This window comes from Lentzea alba, from assembly GCF_047445655.1.
GTDB classification, from domain to species: domain Bacteria; phylum Actinomycetota; class Actinomycetes; order Mycobacteriales; family Pseudonocardiaceae; genus Lentzea; species Lentzea alba_A.
In genome coordinates this window covers 1-4,373 of record NZ_JAJAEG010000084.1, presented here as the reverse complement: position 1 = coordinate 4,373, position 4,373 = coordinate 1, and the positions used below count along the sequence as shown (strand labels likewise).

At 65.4% G+C, this 4,373-nt stretch carries 3 protein-coding genes; 1 reads left to right on the top strand and 2 read right to left on the bottom strand.

Going from position 1 to position 4,373, the window contains the following annotated elements:
* Positions 1-20: 20 nt before the first annotated feature.
* Together LFM09_RS49910 and LFM09_RS49905 are read right to left on the bottom strand one after the other, a co-directional pair.
* Positions 21-392 (bottom strand): DDE-type integrase/transposase/recombinase, encoded by a 372-nt coding sequence (locus LFM09_RS49910; protein ID WP_414103701.1) that lies wholly within the window; start codon positions 390-392, stop codon positions 21-23.
* 1,541 nt (positions 393-1,933) lie between these two features.
* Complete coding sequence (locus LFM09_RS49905) at positions 1,934-3,586, bottom strand: DUF885 domain-containing protein (RefSeq protein ID WP_414103702.1); 1,653 nt, start codon at positions 3,584-3,586, stop codon at positions 1,934-1,936.
* 323 nt (positions 3,587-3,909) lie between these two features.
* Here LFM09_RS49905 and LFM09_RS49900 point away from each other — a divergent pair, with 323 nt between their 5' ends.
* Positions 3,910-4,071 (top strand): hypothetical protein, encoded by a 162-nt coding sequence (locus LFM09_RS49900; RefSeq protein WP_414103700.1) that lies wholly within the window; start codon positions 3,910-3,912, stop codon positions 4,069-4,071.
* Positions 4,072-4,373: the final 302 nt, after the last annotated feature.

Here is a 4,373-nt window from a genome sequence, read left to right as displayed (position 1 = left end):
GTAGTTTCCTTCAACCCGAGTTACACCGCTCGTTTGACACACCCTTGTGCGAAGCGGATCGAGGTCGAGCCGCGGTCGCTGTGGTGGCTCAGGTGCCTGTCACGGACCTCGCGTGACCAGATCGCGTATTCCAGCGCGCCGAGCACGAGGCTGGTGTCGCAGCGGTCGCTGGTCTTCCAGCCCACGATCCGGTTGGAGAACGCGTCACGGACTGCCTCGATCCAGAACACGCACTCACCGTGGGAATGCGGGGTGGCGTCGGCGACCCGCAGCCGGTCTGGCGCGGGTGTGGTGAAGTCCCGGCTGACCAGGTCCGGCGCCGGTGCGGCTCGTGGGTCGCGCAGGGCATAGGTGTCGCCACTTCTTGCGCAGGAACGCGCCCTGCAGCTCATGGCCGCGCATCAGTCCCGGCGATGTCGACGGTTTCACATCTGGCCGCAAGCAGTGCAACGTACTTCGATCTGGCGAACTCGATGCACCTGTCGAGAAGGCCGGGCAGCCATTCGACGTGAACCCGGCTTTGACGAGTGGGACGCTGAACTCTCGCTGATCGACCAGCGGTTCACCACGAGTCTGTCGCAAGCTCCCAGCGCCCTCACGACGAAACTAGAGGTACTGAGGCACCGCCTCGGCTGAGACCGCCGCCGCCCCGATGCCCCCTCCACTCCGCGGCCTTGCTAACCACGGCGTGTCACCTGCGGGGCGAGGTCCACGCGCTCAGCAATCCGGCAAGCGCCAAGGCTGTGTCCTCGTGGGACCGGCTGCCCGGCGAAGACCTACGGAACGTGGTCGCCATCCTCGCAGCGAGGTGCAGCGATGTCTGGAAGTGTGAATCACCGTCTCATTGGTGTCCGGCGCCGATCACACCGTCTAAAATATGCACCACTCGCCTATTAATGAATCTGTACACAGTCAGGGGACGCCGTGCCTTTGAATGGCCAGATTTCGCTGGACGGTGGCCACGGCGTGGCCACATCACAGACTCATCAGCAGGTCGTGAGTACACCGATTCATGACCAGATCGCCGCTAGGCTTGGCGTCCGCAGAGGACCGAAACCGGCGCACAGCGACGTGCAATACGACGCGGTGTAGGTGCAGGCGCCTCGATGAACACCGACGTATCTGCATCCGTTGAGGTGCGCGGGGAGTGTGATCTGTGTGCCGGGACAGGCACGATGACCTGGCAACAACCAACGCTGGGGCAGGCCGGTCGAGATGCCACCCGTGTGTTAACGGATGCTCAGGATGGTACGCGCTTCCGGCAGCCGAGCAGCGTAGCGTAGTGGCAATGGAACCGTCCGTGCTCCCGGCCCCGGGGAATGTCGCTCAGGCAAAACACCAGACACCGCACCGAATGGTTCCTCCCACCGCTCCATTGGGGTGAAGCGGATGTGATGCGAGAGCCCGGAGTTGCTCCGTGACGGCGGTATTCGCGTGGCGGAGGTCGTCCTTGATCAGACGCCGCTTCTACGGTGACATGGTGGCCTGAGCGAACAGGCGGTCCGCGGCGATCTGGAACCTTGGGCGATCCGGAACGGTTCCGCTTCCGGAGCCCCTCGCGGAGACGGTCAGTGCAGTTCCCGCGACGCAGGTGATGGCCCGACGAGCCGGTCATCACGGGCACAGGGGAAGGGCCGGATTGGTGAAGCCCACGTCATCCGGGCCGATGACTGCACCGCAACGACAACGACGCCGCTGCTCCTACACCCTGCCTCAGAACTGACACAGCCGCGCCTCCTCGCTTGCCTCGTGGTGCGGCTGCCAGTCCCGGTCCATCCGCCTCAACGGCACCTTGGAAGGTTGTTCAAGCCTCTTTGACAAAACCCTGAACCCAACATCAACAATCTGGCCGTCAGCCTCACCGTCCAGAGAGCTGATGAGGATCCGGTGGCGTGCCAGGAGGTACTCGAGTCCGCCTGGCACACAGCGCGTTTCAGTGGCTGTCGACCCAAGTCTCGACCACGTCGGCGAGCACATCCAGTGGCAGCGAACCGCTGCCCAGCACGACGTCGTGGAAAGCGCGGATGTCGAACCGATCTCCCAGCGACTGTTCCGCAGTGGCCCTGATCCGCTGGATCTCCAGGCGCCCCACCATGTATGCGAGCGCCTGGCCGGGAAAGGCGATGTAGCGGTCGACCTCGTTGCCGATGCCCAGCGCCGCCATCGGGGTGTTCTCGCGCAGGTAAGTCATGGCCTGTTCACGACTCCAGCCCTTGGCGTGCAGGCCGGTGTCGACTACAAGGCGTGCGGCGCGCATCGAGTCCATCGCGAGCATGCCGAGCCGGTAGACATCGCTTGAGTAGAGGCCCATCTCGTCGGCCAGGCGCTCGCTGTAGAGGCCCCAGCCCTCGGCGTACGCGGTCGGGACGACCACGCGCCGGAACAACGGCAGGTGAGTCAGCTCTTGTGCGATCTGAATCTGGAAGTGGTGGCCCGGAACGGCTTCGTGGAACGCCAACACCTCGGAGGCGAACCGGTCGCGTTCGTGCGGGCGGTCGGTGTTGGCGAAGTAGATGCCCGGTCGTTTTCCGTCCAACGACGGCCACAGGTAGAAGGCGGCCGGGGCGCCGGGCGCCTGCGCCGCGGGAACGGCTTCGACCTGGCACGGTTGCGACGCGAGCCGACCGAACCAGCCCGGGCTGGCGGCTTCGGCGCGAGTGACGCTCTCGCGGGCCGACGACAGCAGCTCGTCCGGGCTCTCCCAGCGCATCGCCGGATCGGTGGTCATCCGCTCGAAGATCTCCGCGCGGTTGCTCGTACCGAACACCTTCGTGCCCAGCTCTGCGTACTCCTGGGACAACTGCTCGATGATGTCGAGTCCGGTCTGGTGGAGCTCGTCGGGCGTGCGGTCGGTGGTGGTGTGGATGCGCGAGAGGGTGTGGTAGATCTCCTCGCCGCCTCCAAGCCAGCACACGCCCACCTTCTCGTCGGGGCGGCCGATCGGCAGGAACTCGGCTTCCAACGCGTCGCGGTAGACGGCGAACGCGGGGCGTACGACGGAGGTCAGCACCTCTTCACGCCGGATGGCCAGCGCCTCGGGCATCTCCTGGCGGGCAAGGGGATCCGCCGCGGGATCGGCAAGGTAGCGGTCGAGGTGTGCGACCCCGTTTCGTACCAGCCGTGCGACCGGCACCCGGCCGGCCGCGGCACCGCTGCGGTGCCGCTCCAATGCTGTGCGAAGGAATTCCGGCACCGCGGCGAGCCGCGCCAGGTGGTCTTCTCGGTCGTCGTCCTCGGCCAGTGTGATCATCGGCAGGGCCATGAGCAGCTGAGGCGCCGGCGCGATCATCAGGTCTGTGATCGTGAACTCCGTCAGCCGGACGTCGATCTCGTCGATGATGTCCTTCGCGTGGCGGATCACCAGTGCCCTGGTCACGGCGTCCTCGGCGGGGAGCCCGGCAGGGTCAAGCGCCAGAGCACGGGCGGCGACGTCCGCCACCTCGGCGCGGCACTTGGCCTGCGCTGCCTCGCTCAGGTCTGGCAGCCTGCGGCCGTGCCCCGCGATCCCGAGGGACGATGGGTACAAGGGGTCGGCGGTGAACTTCAACTGGAGCAGCTCGTCAGCGAGCTCGTTCACGGGATTGATCACACCGTCCACAGTACACAGTAGGTGACGCGAGTCTTGCTGCCCGCATCGAGAGGATCAGGCAAGAGATCTGGAGATTCTGTTCGTCCGTTGCTCAATATTTGCTGGTCTTGTTGTTGTTGCCGATCGCTGGGGCCGAACAGCCGGTAGGAACATGTCAGTGGCGCTCGTAACCGGTACGAGTTCCGGTACCGGGTAGAGCGTGCCCGCCGAACTGGCGCGGCACGGTGTCGACATGATCCCGCCTACGGCTCCAACAAGGGGGCCAAGGACACGCTTCTCGGGCACGAGCCGGCGGCACAGGCGTCACGCTGCCGTTGGATGTGGACCGCAGCAAAACGTTCGCGACGTTCGACAAGCAGGTGGCCGAGGTGCTGCGGGGATGGGGCTCGGAGTCGTTCGACATGCTGGTCAACAACGCGGGCTTCGAGCAGGCCGCGTTGCTCCAGGACACGACCAAGGAACCGTTCGACCTGTTCTGCTGAAGGGCCCGTTATTCCTCACACAGACCCTGTTCCCGCTGCTGGCTGAGGGCGACGTCGTGATCAACACGTCGAGCAGCTCCCCGGCGCAGGCCGAACCCGGCTACTCAGGCTACGTCACAATGAAGGGCGCGCGGCCCACACCACGTCCGCGTCAACTCCGTCTCCCCCTGTCACCCCCGCACCCGGCTGGGTGTCTGCGAGCGGTTCACGGAAGGTGATCCCGTGCTTGCGGCGAGGTAGTGCTGGTGCGCGCGAGCGAGGGTGTGTCAAACGAGCGGTGTAACTCGGGTTGAAGGAACTAC